The organism is Streptomyces sp. SP18BB07 (assembly GCF_036322545.1).
GTDB lineage: Bacteria > Actinomycetota > Actinomycetes > Streptomycetales > Streptomycetaceae > Streptomyces > Streptomyces deccanensis.
In genome coordinates, this window is the sequence record NZ_JAQYWT010000342.1 from 402,260 (window position 1) to 419,260 (window position 17,001).

Annotated in this window: 19 protein-coding genes; 9 read left to right on the forward strand and 10 right to left on the reverse strand. The window is 71.6% G+C overall.

The features are described from left to right. The first annotated feature begins 174 nt into the window (after nucleotides 1-174). Entirely contained in the window at nucleotides 175-1,314 is a 1,140-nt protein-coding gene (locus tag PUR53_RS32930; protein WP_329910668.1) for a diacylglycerol kinase, read from the forward strand. Between the two features lie 67 nt (nucleotides 1,315-1,381). On the opposite strand, the gene PUR53_RS32935 is transcribed toward PUR53_RS32930, so the two are convergent. Beyond that, nucleotides 1,382-1,687, reverse strand: a complete 306-nt coding sequence (locus tag PUR53_RS32935) for a hypothetical protein (RefSeq protein WP_329910670.1) — start codon at nucleotides 1,685-1,687, stop codon at nucleotides 1,382-1,384. Nucleotides 1,688-2,290: 603 nt separating this feature from the next. Here PUR53_RS32935 and PUR53_RS32940 point away from each other — a divergent pair. Then, entirely contained in the window at nucleotides 2,291-2,890 is a 600-nt protein-coding gene (locus tag PUR53_RS32940; protein WP_329910672.1) for a hypothetical protein, read from the forward strand. Nucleotides 2,891-3,008: 118 nt separating this feature from the next. Here PUR53_RS32940 and PUR53_RS32950 read toward each other — a convergent pair whose 3' ends face one another. Further along, nucleotides 3,009-3,923, reverse strand: coding sequence for a DUF397 domain-containing protein (locus PUR53_RS32950; RefSeq protein ID WP_443080387.1), 915 nt, complete (start codon nucleotides 3,921-3,923; stop codon nucleotides 3,009-3,011). 47 nt (nucleotides 3,924-3,970) lie between these two features. Here PUR53_RS32950 and PUR53_RS32955 point away from each other — a divergent pair, with 47 nt between their 5' ends. The 4 genes from PUR53_RS32955 (at nucleotide 3,971) to PUR53_RS32970 (ending at nucleotide 5,714) form a co-directional block, all read left to right on the forward strand. Continuing rightward, entirely contained in the window at nucleotides 3,971-4,144 is a 174-nt protein-coding gene (locus tag PUR53_RS32955) for a hypothetical protein (protein ID WP_329899659.1), read from the forward strand. Nucleotides 4,145-4,388: 244 nt separating this feature from the next. Then, nucleotides 4,389-4,601: a hypothetical protein gene (locus PUR53_RS32960; protein WP_329899658.1), complete on the forward strand. Its 213-nt coding sequence runs from the start codon at nucleotides 4,389-4,391 to the stop codon at nucleotides 4,599-4,601. A 99-nt stretch (nucleotides 4,602-4,700) separates the two neighbouring features. Continuing rightward, the gene (locus tag PUR53_RS32965; protein ID WP_329910674.1) at nucleotides 4,701-5,171 is read left to right on the forward strand and encodes a DNA-binding protein; all 471 of its coding nucleotides are present in this window, start codon (nucleotides 4,701-4,703) and stop codon (nucleotides 5,169-5,171) included. A 69-nt stretch (nucleotides 5,172-5,240) separates the two neighbouring features. After that, nucleotides 5,241-5,714 carry a YxiG-like protein gene (locus PUR53_RS32970; RefSeq protein WP_329899656.1) on the forward strand — a complete coding sequence of 158 codons (474 nt, stop codon included), beginning with the start codon at nucleotides 5,241-5,243 and terminating at the stop codon, nucleotides 5,712-5,714. A gap of 143 nt (nucleotides 5,715-5,857) precedes the next feature. Here PUR53_RS32970 and PUR53_RS32975 read toward each other — a convergent pair whose 3' ends face one another. Continuing rightward, complete coding sequence (locus PUR53_RS32975; RefSeq protein ID WP_329899655.1) at nucleotides 5,858-6,367, reverse strand: GbsR/MarR family transcriptional regulator; 510 nt, start codon at nucleotides 6,365-6,367, stop codon at nucleotides 5,858-5,860. 102 nt (nucleotides 6,368-6,469) lie between these two features. Here PUR53_RS32975 and PUR53_RS32980 point away from each other — a divergent pair, with 102 nt between their 5' ends. The 3 genes from PUR53_RS32980 to PUR53_RS32990 all read left to right on the forward strand — a co-directional run bounded on the left by PUR53_RS32980 (nucleotide 6,470) and on the right by PUR53_RS32990 (nucleotide 9,677). Next, a complete protein-coding gene (locus PUR53_RS32980; protein WP_329910675.1) occupies nucleotides 6,470-7,405 on the forward strand; it encodes an ABC transporter ATP-binding protein in 936 nt (311 codons plus the stop codon). A gap of 35 nt (nucleotides 7,406-7,440) precedes the next feature. After that, complete coding sequence (locus tag PUR53_RS32985; protein WP_329899809.1) at nucleotides 7,441-9,063, forward strand: ABC transporter permease; 1,623 nt, start codon at nucleotides 7,441-7,443, stop codon at nucleotides 9,061-9,063. 368 nt (nucleotides 9,064-9,431) lie between these two features. Then, nucleotides 9,432-9,677: a hypothetical protein gene (locus PUR53_RS32990; protein WP_329899653.1), complete on the forward strand. Its 246-nt coding sequence runs from the start codon at nucleotides 9,432-9,434 to the stop codon at nucleotides 9,675-9,677. On the opposite strand, the gene PUR53_RS32995 is transcribed toward PUR53_RS32990, so the two are convergent. From PUR53_RS32995 to PUR53_RS33025, 7 genes are all read right to left on the reverse strand, one after another. After that, nucleotides 9,660-10,877: a cytochrome P450 gene (locus PUR53_RS32995; RefSeq protein ID WP_329910677.1), complete on the reverse strand. Its 1,218-nt coding sequence runs from the start codon at nucleotides 10,875-10,877 to the stop codon at nucleotides 9,660-9,662. The genes PUR53_RS32990 and PUR53_RS32995 overlap by 18 nt on opposite strands. A 60-nt stretch (nucleotides 10,878-10,937) precedes the next feature. Then, the gene (locus PUR53_RS33000; protein WP_329899651.1) at nucleotides 10,938-11,603 is read right to left on the reverse strand and encodes a response regulator transcription factor; all 666 of its coding nucleotides are present in this window, start codon (nucleotides 11,601-11,603) and stop codon (nucleotides 10,938-10,940) included. Then, on the reverse strand, nucleotides 11,600-12,949 hold the full coding sequence (locus PUR53_RS33005) for a sensor histidine kinase (RefSeq protein ID WP_329910679.1): 1,350 nt from the start codon (nucleotides 12,947-12,949) through the stop codon (nucleotides 11,600-11,602). Before PUR53_RS33005 ends, PUR53_RS33000 begins: the two co-directional genes overlap by 4 nt. Before the next feature lie 119 nt (nucleotides 12,950-13,068). After that, nucleotides 13,069-13,977, reverse strand: a complete 909-nt coding sequence (locus PUR53_RS33010; RefSeq protein ID WP_329910680.1) for an alpha/beta hydrolase — start codon at nucleotides 13,975-13,977, stop codon at nucleotides 13,069-13,071. Between the two features lie 358 nt (nucleotides 13,978-14,335). Beyond that, nucleotides 14,336-15,583: a kynureninase gene (gene kynU / locus PUR53_RS33015; RefSeq protein WP_329899648.1), complete on the reverse strand. Its 1,248-nt coding sequence runs from the start codon at nucleotides 15,581-15,583 to the stop codon at nucleotides 14,336-14,338. Continuing rightward, the gene (locus PUR53_RS33020) at nucleotides 15,576-16,421 is read right to left on the reverse strand and encodes a tryptophan 2,3-dioxygenase family protein (RefSeq protein ID WP_329899647.1); all 846 of its coding nucleotides are present in this window, start codon (nucleotides 16,419-16,421) and stop codon (nucleotides 15,576-15,578) included. Before PUR53_RS33020 ends, kynU begins: the two co-directional genes overlap by 8 nt. A gap of 156 nt (nucleotides 16,422-16,577) precedes the next feature. Continuing rightward, entirely contained in the window at nucleotides 16,578-16,991 is a 414-nt protein-coding gene (locus PUR53_RS33025; protein WP_329899646.1) for a DUF3151 domain-containing protein, read from the reverse strand. Between the last annotated feature and the right edge of the window lie 10 nt (nucleotides 16,992-17,001).

Genomic DNA, 17,001 nt, shown 5'->3' on the forward strand with positions numbered 1-17,001 from the left:
GGCATGTCCAAGGTCGGGGGCGTACGCGATGGCTCATTACCGTCGCGTGCGCCGCGACCGTCGTTGGCCGCACACTGTGGACCCGGATGCCCCGGAATAGACGAAGCCCCTGGCGCAATAGCGCAAGGGGCTCTTGCACAAAGATGCTACCCGAGGAAGCGAGGCAGGACCGAGGTGGCGACTGACGACCAGCTCCTCGTGGTGATCGATCCTCTCGCCCGTCGCACGGACGGCGAGGCCGTACGGATCGCGAAAGACGTGCTCAGCGCGGGTGCGGCGAGCACGAAGGTGTGCCTTCCCGAAGGGCCCGAGGAATTCGCGCGGGCGCTCTCCCGGCGCGGTTCCCGGCGCCCGGTGGTGGTCGGCGACGACCGCGCGCTGCTGCGGGCGGTGGCTCATCTGCATCGCCGGCGGGAGCTGGGGGCGTGCGCTCTCTCCCTGGTTCCCGTGGGCTCCGCCCTGGGTCTCGCCCACTCCCTGGGTGTGCCCACCGGCGCGGTCGCGGCGGCCCGCGCCGCCCTCGACGGTGTCGAGCGGCGGCTGGATCTGCTCGTCGACGACAGCGACGGCGTGGTCCTGGGCGCCCTGCGCATCCCGGCCCTGCCGGGCGTGCCGCCACGGGACCCGCCGGGGGCGGGCGGGGCCACAACGGGCGGGCGGACCGCGGGTGGGGCGCGCGCAGGGGGCCCGGAGCCCGGCAGGAACGGGGACCCGGGATCCGGCAGGGAGGCGGACCCGGGGGCAGCCTCGCAAACGGGCTCGGGAACTGGTGGGGGTGCGGGAACGGGCGCGGGAACGGATGCGGGGGCGGGACCGGAGGCGGGCAGCGGCACGGGGTCGGGCCGGGGGTCGCGGTCCGGGGACGGATCGGCCGACGGGTGTGCGTCGCCGTCGTCCGGCCATCACTCCTGGCTGCGCGCCTGGCCGCAGTCCCTCGCCCGTACGTTGTCGACGCGGCCGGCGATACCCGCCCGGATGTCCCGTCCGCTGCGGCCCTCGCGCATACGGGTCGCCGCCGGGGGCGGGGCCGGGCCCGCGCGGCTGCGGGTGGAGGTGGACGGGGTGATCATCATCGACCTGGACCAGCCCGTGGAGGCCGTGTCCATCACGCCTTACGCCCACGGCGGCGCCGCCGTCGAGATCCGGCCGGTGTCGGTGGGCGCCGAGGCGGGCCCGCTGCACGCGACCGGCCACCGGGTGACCGTGTCCGGCGCGGACTTCCGCTACCGGGCGGATTCCCTGGTGGCGGGCCCGGTACGGACGCGGACGTGGACGGTACGGGAGGCGGCGTGGGGGCTGACGCTGCCGGGGTGAGGATCTGGAGGGGGCGCCCGGTGGGTGCCGGGCGCCCCCTGGGTCAGCGGGTCAGCGGGTCAGCGGGTCAGCGGGTCAGCGGGTCAGCGGGGCAGCAGCTCATCGCCCAGGTGTGGGAGTCGCCGTTGTCGTTCGCGGCGCCGTTGTAGCCGACCCAGGAGGAGTCCTCGTCGGCGATGTCGCTCTCCCACCAGCGGTCGTCGTCGGTCAGCCGCTGGGTCGCGGCCCTGATGACGTCGTCCGGGGAGAGCCGGGGCGGGGCGGGCGGCGGGGCGGTCGAGCAGGCGGTACCTGCCGTGAGGAGCAGCCCACAGACGAGGAGCGCGGCGAAGGGCGTGGCGGGAATGGGACGGGGGATGCCGGGTCGGCGCATGGGAGGGGGTTTCCGGAAACGGTCGTTCGGTCGACAGGGGCCAGCCACAGCGGACACGGCGACCTGCCCACCGCGCACACCGATATGCCCGTTTCCACCCGTACCGGCGAGCGCACGCGGGGCGCGTGTTGCCGACGTCGCGCCTTTCGCCGGAGGGCCGATGACGATATGCGCCGCGAGGCCCGTACGAGCACGCGACACGCCGCCGCGATCGCTTTTCGGCGATGAAGTTCACGCGGCAGGGCGCAGCGCCTTTTCCTGCACGGTCACGCACTTTTGAGGAGCCGTCAGGTATGGGCCACCGGGCGACCTGACGCGAAATCAGGGAACGGGGTACACCCCGGAGCCTCCAAGAGGGTGACGATATGTCAGCGCGCGCGGGTGTAGGCCGCACTCGGATTCGAAATACCAGCTCATTGCCATATTTTGACGGTACGTCAGGCACGCCGGTCGTCACTCGTCAGAGCGACAATTCATGCGGCCGTTCAGCCCCTTTTCCGACCCCACCTCGACCTCTCTCGAAATGACAGCCGAAATGGCCGTCATTACGTTCGTTCTCGTCGGCAGGTCCTGTCGACGAGAACGAAGAGAAGGGGAAGTGCATTGCGCACTCGTAAGATCACAGTGATCGCCGCCTCCGTCGGCGTGGCAGTCGCGGCCGCCACCGGTGTCACCTACGCCAGCTCCGCCCTGGAGTCGGCCCCCAAGTCCGCCTCGGCCATCACCGACGCCGCCCCGGCGCCGCGCGGCGGCAACGGCACGGGCACCAGCGCCGGCTCGAACGCGGCCACCGCCCCGGCCGACGCGGGTTCGTCGGACAACTACAACGGTCCCCGGAAGGGCAACGAAGGCCGCGTCGAGGGTCGGGGCGAAGGCCGTGGCGAGGGTCGCGGCGAGGGTCGCGGCGACCACCGTCGGGACGACGAGGGTCAGATCCAGATCAACGAACGCGTGTACGGCGCCGAGCCGGGGTCCTGCATCGCCGTGGTCAACGTGCGCGCCACGCAGGCGGGCGCCGACACCTTCAACATCCGCAACGACAGCGACAAGACCGTCGAATTCTTCAACGGGATCACCTGTGACAACGGGGCGCCCGTGGCCACGGTCGGCCCGCACAGCTCCAGCAGCGCGATCGAAGGGGACCGGGCGGGCAACCTCATCATCGGCAGCTTCCGCGTCTTCGAAAACGACCACCACTCGTGATAGCCGAGAGGGCAAGCGCACGCCCCGGAATACCCAGTATCGGAAGCCCCGGCTCGCCGTAATCGAGCCGGGGTTCCGGCACGGGGGTATCCCTACGGGATGACCTTGGCCATGTTAGTCAGCACGGCACGGCCGCCCCGGAGACGGCGCCGATAAAAGCGTGCCATCCGGTGCGCGAGATATGCAGGAGGGGGCCGCGGGGGTTCTTGCTGTCGCGGATGACTCGGCCGCCGGTGATTGTTGCGCCGACCTCGACGCAGTCACCTTGCTGTCCGGAGTACGAAGACTTCCGAAACGGGCCTATGAGCTCAGGAGTCACGACGCGTCGTCCTTGCTTCTCTGCAGTGCGCGCCGAATGAGCTGCGCGCTCGCGTCCGGTGTCAACGCGGCCGATCGTAGTTGGTCGAAGGCAAGGGTGTAAGCGGCGAGATCCTCGGGCGCTTCGAGGATCGACGTGCCCCGCAGGTTCTCCGGCCAGCGTTCCCGCACTCAAGGGAAGGACCTGAACGGTCACGTTCTTCCGCCGCCCGACCTCAAGGATCTGTTCGAGCTGCTCCCGGTGGATTTCGGCGCGCACCAAGGGGTGGATGACCACGGGCTCCCAAATGATGGCCGTGTACGCCGCTCCACCCTCCTGGATCTTCGCCTGCCGCGCCTCACGCACTTTGACCATCTGCCCGACGCGATCCGGCGCGACGTAACTGGGGCTGGCCGTGATGACGGCCTCCGCGTAGGCGGGCGTCTGCAACAAGCCCGGCACCAGCGCCTGCGCCCACACCCGGATGTGGGTCGCGTCGTCCTTCAGCGAGATGTGGTCGAGGTAGTCCGGGCGCAAGTGCGCCGCATGTTCGAGCCACCGACCCCGGTGCTTCGACCTCTTGGCCAAGTCCTCCAGCTTGCTGCGTACTTCCGGATCTTCCTCGCCGTAGGCATTCAGCAGCACGCGGATCTCCAGGATGCGCGCCGTGATGAGTCCGCTCTCTATGCGGCTGACGCGGGCCGGATCCACCCCGAGCACCTCGGCTGCCGCCAACTGGTCGAGCTTGGCGGCCTGTCGGTACCGCTTGAGCGCTGGTCGAGGTGTCGGACCCGGACAAGGGCAAGGTGCCGACCCAGCGGAGCGGGGACGTGGAACGGGACGGCGGGCGCGGCCTCGTACTCGTCGCCGCGCTCTCCGAGCGGTGGGGGCACGAGGCGCGGCCGTTCACCAAGTGCGTGTGGGCGTACTTCGTGCTGCCGGGGCGGGAAGGGTGAGCGCGGCGGCACTGAGCCCGTACCGCGGGCGGTGGCGGCGGTGGGCGGCCCGGGCGGAACGTTATCGGGCCATGTATGGCCGGTGGTTGCCGTTCCCGGCGCGCGAACCCTGCTGGGAAAGGCGGCCGATGAGAGCGGCGCCCGTGCGGGACGTACTCATGGATGGTCCATATGTGGGCGAAGAAGACGAGGGAGGCCTCGTGCGGGCGTATGTCACGGCGTACCTGAGTGAGGGGCGTACGGCATGACCGACGAAACGACGAACCGAGCAGGGGGCTCCGCCCCGCCCGCCGACCCCGTCCTGGCCACGTTCAGCGACTGGTTGGACCATGCCGTGGCCTGCGTGGACGCGTGCCGGAGGGACGGTGTGTCATGCCTGCACTCGATGCGGCTGGCCAAGCGGCACCGCGCGGCGAGGAAGGCGGCGGGAGCGGCGCGGCGGAACAGTACGGACTGAGCGCGTACGGCCCGCCGTCCGGTGCCCGTCGCCTCACCTCCCGATGGCGCGGGACAATAAAGCGTTGACAACAAGTTGTTTACCCTCGACGCTGGCTGCATGACGACGTCGTCGAACACTCCTCAACCCACCGACACCCCCGACCCCTTCACGCCGCCGAGCGCGGACGAGGCGCGGGCGCGGCGGGCCCCCGAGTCCCTGTTCCGTATCGCGGAGCGACACGCTGCGACGGACGGGCAGCGCCGGCGCCAGACCCATCCGCATGTGCTCGGGCCGCACGAGGCGATCCGGCTGGTGTCGTTCCTGCTCAGCGGCGCCGCGCTCCTCGACGACGGGGAGGAGGAGGTCGACCGCGCGGACATCACCGCCGCCCTCACCCTCATCCCCCTCGCCCGTGGCGAGATGGACGAACTGGAGGTCGGCCTGCTGGAGATGGCCCGGGGCAGGGGTATGACCTGGCCCGAGATCGCCTTCGGGCTGGGACTCCAGACCCCCCAGGCGGCACGGCAACGCTACGAACGCCTGGCCAGCCGTACGGAGAGGACGGACAGCCAGGACTTGTCCGGGTGATCGGAGGCAACGGCGCCCAACACCCGTGAATCTCGTTGTCGACCTCGCCGAGTGAGATAGAAGGGCGGCATGGATACCGCCGTACTCGAGCACATGCTGGACGAGACCTTCGATCACGCCGTCGTGCACCACGGATACACCAACTACATGCGCGACTACGAGGTCTTCGTCTACGCGGCAGCTGATCCCCGTACTGGCATCGCGCCGTCCCACCTGCGGTATCTCTTCCGGTATTGCGTCGAGGCCCGGTGCGAGACCTCAGTGCCGGCGGAGACCTGGCGGGTCTCCTTGGATGACCGGCTCATCGACCACGAAGCCGGTGCCGACCTCGACGGATACGTCTGGGGCGTGAAGTGGCACGCCCTGTACCCGGGAGCCAAACTCCTTCCCGAGTCGGAGGCGGCCCGCCGCTGGTCGGAGGCCCTCGGGATCGACTTTCACGAGGTGCTCATGGAAACCAACGCACACAACGTGACCTTGCTCTTCTCGGACCTTCAGGTGAGCGAGGTCCCGGTCGGACACGCACCCTTCGTCACGGAATAGGGATCAGGGTTCGCGTGACCTTGTGACTGCAGTCTGTCCGGGTGGGCACCGAGCCGTGGCCACCCGCTACGACAAGCGCCGGTACCTGGAGAACGGCCAGGTCCGCGCTGACATCTCCTCCGGTCGGTCGTCGGCCTCGTCCGTCAGTCCCGGCCGAATAGTTCGTCGCGGTGGGTGCGCCAGCGGTCCATCATCGCCTCGACCTCGGTCTCGATGAACTCGAAGAAGGCGAGGGTCTCGGAGAGTCGGCGGCCCGCCGGGCTGTCGGCCCCCAGGCTGGCGACCCCCTCGCGCAACGCCTCCTCCCAACGCTTGATGATGGCCTCGCGGTTGGTGAGGGCCTCGTACCACTGCTCGCTGTGGACGCGGTAGCGCTCGCGGCGCGAACCGGGCTCGCGTTCGCGTGAGACCAGGTGCACCTGGGCGAGGTAGCGGACCGCGCCGGAGACGGCGGCGGGGCTGATCCGCAGCTGTTCGCCCAGTTCGACCGAGGTCAGCGCGCCGGTGTCGGAGGCCAGGAGCGCGGCGAAGACCCGGGCCGGCATACGCGGCATCCCGGCCTCGACGAGCTGCGCCGCGAAGTGTTCGACGAACCGGGAGACCGACTCCGGGTCCCGCTCCGGCACGTCCACCTCGGCCTTCGACTCCACCATCCCTGGATCATCTCCCCTGGTCGGACAGCACTCCCAGCCTACCGGCGATTCATACGTTTCCTTAACTTCACAAATTTCTGAAGTAAGCGTACGTTCTGAAGCATGACGAAGGCCTACCCCGCCAATCCCGCCGTTCCCGCCCTGGAGGTCACCGGACTGCACAAGTCCTTCGGGCGCACCCACGCCCTGGCCGGCCTCGACCTGACCGTCGCGACCGGCGAGGTCCACGGCTTCCTCGGCCCCAACGGTGCCGGAAAGTCCACCGCCATCCGCGTCCTGCTCGGCCTGCTGCGCGCCGACTCGGGCGCCGCGCGGGTGCTGGGCCGCGACCCGTGGGCCGACGCGGTGGAGGTGCACCGCAGGATCGCGTACGTACCGGGTGACGTGACCTTGTGGCGAAATCTGTCCGGCGGCGAGGTCATCGACCTCTACGGACGGCTCCGGGGCGGGCTGGACGCCCGGCGTCGGGCCGACCTCGTCGAACGGTTCGAGCTCGACCCCACGAAGAAGGGGCGCACGTACTCCAAGGGCAACCGCCAGAAGGTCGCCCTCGTCGCCGCCTTCGCCTCCGACGTCGACCTCCTCATCCTGGACGAGCCGACCTCGGGCCTGGACCCCCTGATGGAGGAGGTCTTCCAGCGCTGTGTACGGGAGGAGCGCGACCGGGGCCGTACGGTGCTGCTGTCGTCCCACATCCTCAGCGAGGTCGAGGAGTTGTGCGACCGGGTGAGCATCATCCGCAAGGGCGTCACCGTCGAGAGCGGCTCGCTCGCCGACCTGCGCCATCTGACCCGGACCACCGTCACCGCCGAACTGGCCGGCCCCCCGAACGGCCTGGCGCACCTCCCCGGCGTCCACGACCTCGACGTCCAGGGCAACCGCGTCCGCCTCCAGGTCGACACCGCCGAACTCAACGCCGTCCTCCGCTCCCTGACCGAGTCCGGCGTACGGTCCCTGACCTCGACGCCGCCGACCCTCGAAGAGCTGTTTCTGCGGCACTACCAGGCGGAGGGGGCGGAAGAGGTGGCCGCGCGATGACCACGACCGCCAACAGTACGAGTGGCGCCGACAGCATGGGCGGCGCCGACACCACTCTCGCCGGGCCGCCCGCCGCACGGTCCCGCAGCGGGCGTCAACTCGCCGGTACGGGAACGCTGTTGCGGTTCGCCCTGCGCCGCGACCGCGTGATGGTGCCGGTCTGGGTCGCGGTGACCGGGCTGATGGTCCTCTCCATGCCGAACAGTCTCGACGCGCTCTACGGCACCGCCGCCGAACGCGCCGACCTCATGCGCCAGTTGGCCACCAACTCCTCGCTGCGCGCCCTGGTCGGCCCGGTCTTCGACGACTCCCTCGGCGCCCTGACCGCCTGGCGCGTCGGCGTCTACGCCGGTCTCCTCGCCGCCGTCATGAGCCTGCTCGTCGTCATCCGCCACACCCGCGACGAGGAGGAGAGCGGCCGCCAGGAGCTGATCGCCTCGGGCATGGTCGGCCGCCGGGCCTCGCTGACGGCCGCCCTGCTCACGGCGGCCGTCGCCAACGGTGGGCTCGCGCTGCTCGTCACGGTCGGGCTGGCCGGGCAGGGCGCGGCGGGGGCACTGGCCTTCGGGCTGGGGATCGCGGGCGTCGGGATGGTGTTCGCGACGATGGCGGCGGTCGTGGCGCAACTGACGGAGAGCGCGCGGCTGGCTCGGGGGCTGACGGCAGGTGTGCTGGGGGCGGCGTTCGTGCTGCGGGCGGCGGGCGACGCTTCCGAGAACGAAGGTTCGTCTTTCTTGACGTGGGTGTCGCCGCTGGGGTGGCTGGAAAACGAGCGTTCGTTCGCGGATGAGCGCTGGTGGGTGCTGCTGCTGTTTGTCGCGGCGGTGATGGTCCAGGGCGCGGTGGCGTACGGGCTCGCCGGGCGCCGCGACGTCGGCATGAGCTTCCTGCCGACCCGGCCGGGGCCGGCGAACGGCAGGCTGGGTACCGCCGGTGCGCTGGCCTGGCGGCTCCAGCGCGGCAGCGTCCTCGGCTGGAGCATCGGCTTCTTCCTCGCCGGCCTCGTCTACGGCGGGCTGACCGAGGGCACGGCCGAGTTCGTCGGCGACAACGAGGGGGCCCGCGAGATCTTCGAACGCATGGGCGGGCAGTCCGGTCTGACCAACGCGTTCCTCGCGTCGATGATCGGCATGCTCGGGCTGATCGCCGCGCTGTACATCGTCGGCGCGGTGCTCCGGCTGCACGGCGAGGAGACCTCCGGGCGCGCCGAACCGCTCCTCGCGAACCGGGTGAGCCGGGTCCGCTGGGCCGCCGGGCATCTGGTCGTCGCCTTCGGCGGAAGCGTCTGGATCATGCTCCTCGCCGGTCTCGGCTTCACCCTCGGCTACGGCAAGGAGGCCGGTCCGATCCTGGGCGCCTGCCTCGTCCAGGTCGCCGGGGTCTGGGTCGTCGGCGGCGCCGCCGTACTGCTCCACGGGCTCACTCCCCGGGCGGCGCCGGCGGCCTGGGTCCTCGCCGGCGCCGTCCTCCTCATCGGCTGGATCGGCCCCGCGCTCGACGCCCCCGACGTCCTCCTCGACCTCTCCCCCTTCGGCCACCTCCCGAAGCTGCCGGGCGCCGCGATGGCCTGGACACCGGTGCTGACCCTGACCGGGCTCGCGGTGGTATTGGTCGCGGGGGGTCTGGCGGGGTTGCGGCGACGGGATGTGAGCGGCTGAGGGGCGGGGGTGGCACGCGGCGCGGGCAGCGCGGCGGTGTGGGCGGCTGAGGGGCAGGGGCGGCGCGTGGTGCGAGGGCGCGCGCCGGTGGGCTGTTGCCCTCGGCCGGGACTGCGGCAGGCTGCGGGGCGGTTCGGGCCTGCGTGTCAGAGGCGGACCGCGTCGACGAGGGGGCCGGGGTGCCATGGCCGTGGCGGGTGCCGCCGTCGGCAGAACCGTGGCGGAGGGGGACGCGTCTTGCGGGGCGGCGGCCGACGGAGCGGGCCGGAGCGGAGCCGGGGCCGGGGCCAGGTGGGGCGAGGGGGGCGGGGTTGGATCGGCAGAGTGTTTTCGGGTGTGGTGGGTGTGCGTTGTCGGCGGTGGGTGCGGTGGCGGCGACCCTCGTCTGGGGGACGTCGGACCGGACGCGGCGGCATCTGGGCGGTGGCTTCGAGGGTGAGGACATGGACTACACCGTCCTCGCCACCGAACTCCCCTTCGTCGCCCTGGCCGGCGCCGCCCTCCCCGCCGCCGTCTGCCTACTGATCGCGCTCCTGCTGGCTCGACGACGGAGGTCGGGGGCCCGTGCCGGGCCAGAGTCCGGCACCGGGGCGCCCTCAGACCTCGACGGCTAGGCCGTCCAGGCCCCGGATCACGAAGTTCGGCTTGCGGGTCGGCTCGGTGGCGAGGGCGAGGGTCGGGGCCTGCTCCAGGAGGGCCGTCATCGAGGCCGCCAGTTCGATACGGGCGAGCGGCGCGCCGATGCAGTAGTGGATGCCCGCGCTGAACGAGATGTGCGGGTTCTCCCGGCGGGTGAGGTCCAGCTTCTCCGGGTCGGCGAACACGGCCGGGTCATGGTTCGCCGAGCCGAACAGCATCGCGATCTCCGCGCCCCGGGGGACCGTCGTCCCGTCGATCTCGATGTCGTCCAGCACCCAGCGCTCGAAGAGCTGGAGCGGGGTGTCGTACCGCATCAGCTCCTCCACCGCGGCCGGCACCAGCGAGTGGTCCGCGCGCAGGGCCGCCAGCTGCCCGGGGTTCCGGAACAACGCCCACCAGCCGTTCACCGTGGCGTTCACCGTTGCCTCGTGGCCCGCGTTCAGCAGCAGCACACAGGTCGAGATCATCTCCTGCTCGGTGAGCCGGTCGCCCTCGTCGTACGCGGCGATCAGACCCGAGATCAGGTCCTCGGCCGGCTCCGCCCTGCGGTGCGCGATCAGCTCCCGCAGGTACTCCGAGAACTCCACCGACGCCCGTACCGCCCGCTTCGCCGTCTCCTCCGACGGGCTCAGCTCGTACATCCCGCAGATGTCGGCCGACCAGGGCCGCAGCTGCGCCCGGTCCGACTCGGGGATGCCCAGCATCTCGGCGATCACCGCCACCGGCAGGGGTTCCGCGACGTCCGCCAGCAGGTCGCCCCCGCCGGCCTCCACCAGTCCGGCCACCAGCTCACCGGCCAGCTGCCGCACATACGGGTTCAGCTGCTCCACCGTGCGCGGGGTGAACGCCTTCGAGACCAGCCGCCGGATCCGGGTGTGGTCCGGGGGCTCCAGGTCGAGCATCCCGTGGTCGTTCAGGGTGTGGAACGGCTCGTGTTCCGCCGGCGGGGCGGTGCGGCCGAAGTCCTCGTGCGTGAACCGGTGCTGGTACGTCCGCCCGAGCCGCCGGTCCCGCAGCAGTGCCGATACGTCCGCGTGGTGCGGGACGAGCCACTGGTTCGTGGGCTCGAAGTACCGCACCCGGCCCGCGGCCCGCAGCTCCGCGTACGCCGGGTACGGGTCGGCCAGGAAGTCGGGGTCCCACGGGTCGAAAGCGAGGTCGGAAGCAGCTGCCATGGAGCGACGCTAGCCCGGTTCCCCCGTTCTGACCAGGGGTGTCCTGCCGACCAGGGTCGCTCAACCCGGCGTGACGAGTCTCGCCTCGTAGGCGAAGACCGCCGCCTGCGTCCGGTCGCGCAGGCCCAGCTTGACCAGGACCCGGCTCACATGGGTCTTGATCGTGGACTCGGCGACCACCAGACGCTCCGCGATCTCCAAGTTCGACAGGCCCTGGGCAATCAGGACCAGGACCTCCGTCTCGCGGTCCGTGAGTTCGCCGTACGCCAGCTGGGTGGCCGCCGAGGGGCGGGGGGCCTGGGCCAGCTTGGAGAACTCCGTGATCAGCCGCTTGGTGACGGACGGCGCGAGGAGGGCCTCCCCGGCGGCCACCACCCGTACCCCGTCGGCCAGTTGGCGGGCGGAGGCGTCCTTGAGGAGGAAGCCGGAGGCGCCCGCGCGCAGCGCCTGGTACACGTACTCGTCCAGGTCGAACGTCGTCAGCACCAGCACCTTCGCCCCGCCGTCCGACGCCACGATCTGCCGGGTGGCCTCGATGCCGTTCAGCTCGGGCATCCGGATGTCCATCAGGACGACGTCCGGCGACAGCTCCCGGACGCGGTCGACCGCGTCCCGGCCGTTCACCGCCTCGCCGACCACCTCGATGTCCGGCATCGCGCCGAGCAGCACGGAGAAGCCCTCGCGGACCATCATCTGGTCGTCGGCGATCAGCACGCGGATCGTCATGCGTCGGCCTCGCTCGCACCGGACACCGGCAGGAACACCGTCACCTCGTAGCCGCCGTCCTCCGTCTCGCCCGTCGTCATCTCGCCGTTCAGCATGGTGACGCGCTCCCGCATGCCGGTGAGGCCGTGACCCGTGCCGTGGGTGGACTTCACCAGGGTCACCTCGGGGGACGGACCGTTGACCACGCGCAGCCCGAGGCCGCCCAGGACATAGCCGATCTCCACCCGGGCCGACGCTCCCGGCGCGTGCCGCAGGGTGTTGCTGAGGGCCTCCTGCACGATGCGGTACGCCGACAGCTCCACGCCCTGCGGGAGTTCACGGACCGCGCCGGTGACCGCCTTGTCGACCGTGAGACCGGCCTCCCGCACATTGGCGAGCAGGTGGTCGAGGTCGGCGAGGGTGGGCTGGGGGGCGTCCGGGGCCTCGTAGTCCTCGGCGCGGACCACCCCGAGGACGCGGCGCAGCTCGGTGAGCGCGGCCACCGCGTTCTCCCGGATGGTGGCGAAGGCCTGCTCCAGCTCCGGCGGCGGGTTCTCCACGCGGTACGGCGCGGCCTCGGCCTGGATGGCGACCACGGACATGTGGTGGGCCACCACGTCGTGCAGCTCGCGGGCGATGGTGGTGCGCTCCTCCAGGAGGGTGCGCCGGGAGCGCTCGTGCTCGGTCACCGTCTGCTGGGCGGTCACCTCCCGCTGGGCCGACCGGCGTATGTTCACGACGGAAGCGGCCAGCAGTGCCATCGCGGAGATGACCAGGAACGGCCCTGTGTTCGACGAGTAGTGGCCCCCGCCGATGGTGCTTTCGAGGAGCATTCCGTACGCCGCGGTCAGGGCCCACATCCACGCGGCCGTGCGCGGCCGGGTGCGCAGCGCCACCACCGTCAGCACCACGAGATGGCAGGCGAAGCTACCGGCCACCCAGGGCCAGTCGCTCCACGAGTCGCTGAACGCCCCGGTGACGGCGGTGGCGGCCATGGACATCCAGAAGGCTCCGATGGGCCGGATCAGCGTCAGCAGCACCGGGCACAGCGCGAGGAGGGCGGACAGGATGATGGCGACCTCGCCGCCGCCCTGGCTGGCGGATGCCGAGATGGACAGCGACAGCAGACCGGCCGTCACCACCATCGCGTGCGGGGTCCACCGCGCGTACTCCCGTGAGTGGCCGGAGAGCCGGCTGGTGAGCAGGCCGTCCAACTTCAGGGGCGGCAGCGGTCGGTAGGCGAACGCGTCGTGGAACAGGTCCTGTCGCAGCCTGCGCCACGCGTCCATCGCCACCCGGAACTCCGGGCTGCTCGGCCTGCCCCCGCCGCGCGAGGGCATCGTCTGCGTCTGGGTCGTCTCGGTCACGGGGAAAACGGTAGGCGGAGGGCGGGTGCGCCGTCGTCAGCAGTGAGGAGGGTCTGTCCGGGTCCGTCTCAGGTACTACGGGCGGGTGCGGGGCCCCGCCGGACCCGTCGGGGCGGCTCTCACCAGGCCAGCTGGGCGATCTCCTCCACCACCACCGCGCAGGCGTCCGCCGCCGGGTCGATGAGGGGGAAGTGGCCCACGTCCTCCAGCAGGGTCAGGCCGACGACCTCGCCCGCCTTGGCCGCGGCGTCGGCGTACGCCTCGGCGACGGCCTGGGGGACGACGATGTCGGAGCGGCCCTGTACGAGGGTGGTGGCGATGCCGGTCGGGAGAAGGAGGGCCGGGTCGGCGTAGGGGCGGCGGTCGGTGAACTTGTCCTGGCCGCCGAGGAGTTGAGCGGGCGCGCCGCCGCAGACGTCGAGCTTCTCGGCCACGGCGAAGTCGGCGATGGGGGCGAGGGCGACGACGCCGCGCAGGGGGGCGGGGCGGGGGGTGCGCCACGGGGTGTCCGGCGGCAGTACGTGGCGGCCGGCGGCCCACAGGGCGAGGTGGCCGCCCGCGGAGTGGCCGGTGAGGACCGTGCGGCGGGGGTCCGCCTGGGGCAGGGCCTCGCGTACGAGGTCGGGGAGGGCGTCGAGGGCGGCGGCGATGTCGTCGAACGTCTCCGGCCAGCGGCCCGCGACGGGGGTGGGTGTGCCGGTGGGGCCGGTCTGGGCCGGGAGTGAACTGCCCCTTCTGTACTCGACGTTGGCCACCGCGAAACCGTGGCGGGCGAGGAAGTCCGCGAACGGGGTGATGTGGTGGCGGTCGTACGGGGCTCGCCATGCGCCGCCGTGCAGGATGACGACGAGGGGGGCGGTGGCTGTGGCCGCGTCGCCGGGGTCGGTGGGCGTGCGGGGGGCGTAGAAGTCGATCACCTGGTCCGGGTGGTCGCCGTAGGGGGCGGTGGCGTCGGGGGCGATCGGGGGGTGCGAGAAGGCGGATGCCTCTTCGGCGGCATCGCGGGCTGCGGCGTCGTCGTCCGGCATGCGGCAACCTCTCGGGGTGGACTGGATTTGGAAGGGTTTGGGTGGGCGGGTACCGGGGAATAGGCGCCTGCCGTTGGCGGGGACGGTATCAGGCCGGTGACGTGGGCGGACACGGGGATGTGACGGGGGGTCAGGGGGTCCGCCCCGGGGAGGGGGAGAGCGGGCGGGGTGGACTCCAGCGGGGTGGGATGGCGCCCGGGGTCGGGGCTGGGCGGGGGCGGGTTTCACTCACCGGCGCTCGCCGGGCGCCGCCTGCGCCCACCCTCCCCCACTCTCGGCTTCGCTCGAGCGGGAGGTGCCCCCATCGCCCCAGCGGCACGACTGCCCGCAGCCAATACAGGCTCCCCCTCCCCCCGCTCTACCCCACCCCCTCCAGCGTCTCCGCCAGTACCCGTGCTGCTCGTTCCACGTCCGTGAAGGTGACGTAGAGCGGGGTGAAGCCGAAGCGGAGGATGTCCGGGTGGCGGAAGTCGCCTATGACGTTCTGGGAGATGAGGCGCTTCATGATGTCGCCGGCGTCGTCGCAGCGGAGGGCGACCTGGCTGCCGCGTTCCGCGTGGGCGGTCGGCGTGAGGGACTCGACGCGGCCGTCGGGGACGTACGCCGCCACACAGCGCAGGAAGAAGTCCGTCAGGGCGAGGGACTTCGCGCGGACCGACTCGATCATCGCCGCGGCCTCACCGGCCGGGCACGCCTCACCCCCGCCGCCCCAGCCGTACCAGACGTCGAGCGCCGCCTCCAGAGCCAGCATCGACAGGATGTCCGGCGTGCCGACCCGCCCCCGTACCGCGCCCGGCGCTGGCTCGTGGGCCGGGCGCATGGCGAAGGGGGCGGCGTGGGAGGTCCAGCCGGGCAGAGGCGAGTCGAAGCGGGGCTGGAGGTCCCGGCGGACGTAGAGGTACGCCGGGGAGCCGGGGCCGCCGTTGAGGTACTTGTAGGTGCAGCCGACCGCCAGGTCGACCCTGTGTGCGTCGAGGCCGACGGGCAGCGCGCCCGCGCTGTGGCAGAGGTCCCAGACGGCGTAGGCGCCCACCTCGTGGATCGCCGCCGTCAGACCGGGGAGGTCGTGGAGGCGGCCCGTGCGGTAGTCCACGTGGTTGAGCAGGACCGCTGCCGTACGGTCGCTCAGCGCGGCCGGGACCTCCGCCGGGGTCACCGGACGGAGCGTGCGGCCGGTCATACGGGCCGCGGACTCGGCCATGTAGCCGTCGGTGGGGAACGTCGTCGCGTCGACCAGGATCTCGTCGCGCCGCCCCGCACCGTCCTCCTCGGCCATCCGTACCGCCGCCACGACCGCCTTGAAGACGTTGACGCTCGTGGAGTCGCCCACCACGATCTGGCCCGGCGCCGCGCCCACCAGCGGGGCGATACGGTCGCCTATGCGTTCGGGCGCGGTCCACCAGCCGCTCTCGTCCCAGGAACGGATGCGCAGCTCGCCCCACTCGCGGTACACGACGTCCGCGAGCCGGCCGGGAACCGACACCGGCAGCGCGCCGAGCGAGTTGCCGTCGAGGTACACCGCGTCGTCGAGAACGAAACGGCTGCGCAGGCACGCCAGTTCGTCGGCTTCGTCCAACTCCCTTGCTGCACCGATGAGTTCAGACATGGGAGCGCGCCGTCCACAGCTCGGGGAAGACGTTCTTGCGGGCGCGCTTCTCCAGCCAGGCCACCCCGGCGGAGCCGCCCGTGCCGGCCTTGGCGCCCATCGCGCGGCGCGTGGCGACGAGGTGGTCGTTGCGCCAGCGCCACACCAGTTCGGCGACATCGGTCAACGCCTCGCCGAGACGGGCGAGTTCATGGTCCGGGTCGCCGGAGTACAGCGCGGTCCACGCCTCCTCGACCTCGGGGGACGGCTCGTAGCGCTGGGAGACGTCACGGCGTACGACGGACTCGGGGATCGCGTGACCGCGCCGGGCCAGCAGCCGCAGGACCTCGTCGTAGAGGCTCGGCTCGTGCAGCGCCTTCTCCAACTCGGCGTGGACGCGCGGGGCGCCCCGGTGCGGGACGAGCATGGAGGCGGACTTCTCGCCGAGCAGGAACTCCATCCGGCGGTACATCGCCGACTGGAAGCCGGAGCCCTCTCCGAGGGCGGCGCGGTAGGAGTTGAACTGCGCGGGGGTGAGCTGGGAGAGCGGGCGCCAGGAGGCGTTCAGCGCCTCCAGTTCGCGCACGGAACGCTTCAGCGCGTCCCTGGCCCGCGCCACGTCGTCGTTCCGGATCGCGCTGGTCGCGGTCTCCCACTCGTGCACGATGACGGTGAACCACAACTCCATGACCTGGGTCGTCACCAGGAAGACCATCTCGCCGGGGTCGTCGGAGAGGGGATGCTGGAGGTGGGTGAGGACGTCCGCCTGGACGTAGTCCTCGTACGGCGTCGTGCCCTGGAAGTCGAGATGCGGAGTCTCGGGCTCCGAAGCCTCATGGGGCTGAGCCTGCTGGGACATCGCTGTCTCCTGATGTGTACTCCGGGTAGCGGTCCGCCCCTGCCGAATTCCGACACGGGGGCCCCGGTCCCCACCGGCATGTTCGGCGATAGCGCCGCGCACCGCAAGGTCCGCCTGGTCACACCGGGCGGACCTGCGGGAATGTGCCGCTGCGGGTCAGCTCAGCGTCTGCGCCGCCGTCGGCGAGGAGTCCTTCAGGAACTGGGAGCAGCGCTCATACTCCTCCTGCTCACCGATGTCACCCGCGGCGCGGGCGAGGGCGTGCAGGGCGCGCAGGAAGCCACGGTTGGGCTCGTGCTCCCACGGGACGGGGCCGTGGCCCTTCCAGCCGCTGCGGCGCAGGGCGTCCAGGCCGCGGTGGTAGCCCGTACGGGCGTAGGCGTACGACTCCACGACACTGCCCCGCTCGTAGGCCTCGTCGGCGAGCTGGGCCCAGGCGAGGGAGGAGGTGGGGTACTTGGCGGCGACGTCGGCCGGGGGTGCGCCGTTCGCGAGGAGTTCGCGGGGCTCCGGGTCGTCGGGGAGGTGCGTCGGGGGCGGGCCCCCGAGGAGGTTCTCGTGAATCGTCATGGGTTCCAGT